Annotated in this window: 1 protein-coding gene; it reads right to left on the reverse strand. The window is 39.7% G+C overall.

Features of this window, described 5'->3' with window-relative positions; translation table 11 throughout:
- On the reverse strand, positions 1 to 215 hold a 215-nt coding region (locus AAEY79_RS15580), incomplete at its 3' end, for a hypothetical protein (RefSeq protein WP_352289472.1).
- Positions 216 to 257: the final 42 nt, after the last annotated feature.

Here is a 257-nt window from a genome sequence, read left to right on the forward strand (position 1 = left end):
GCTTGTTGCTGTTGGCGCTGGATAAGTGTGCTTTGCCACTCTTGTTTAAAGGTTGCTCGTGATAACTGCCATAATCCTAACTTGACCAACAAGCTAAACACGACCAAAGTAATGATTACGAATAATACCCGAGACACCCCCACACTTTTAAAAGGATTGCCTGTGACAACACCTTTCATCGTTAAGTTAGTTTTAGTCTCGTTGCTTGTATTCATATTATTTAACTTAGGTAGGGCCTTATTTATTATGGTTAAGGG

The sequence above is a fragment of the Psychrobacter sp. GW64-MNA-CIBAN-0177 genome (genome assembly GCF_040309585.1).
GTDB lineage: Bacteria > Pseudomonadota > Gammaproteobacteria > Pseudomonadales > Moraxellaceae > Psychrobacter > Psychrobacter okhotskensis.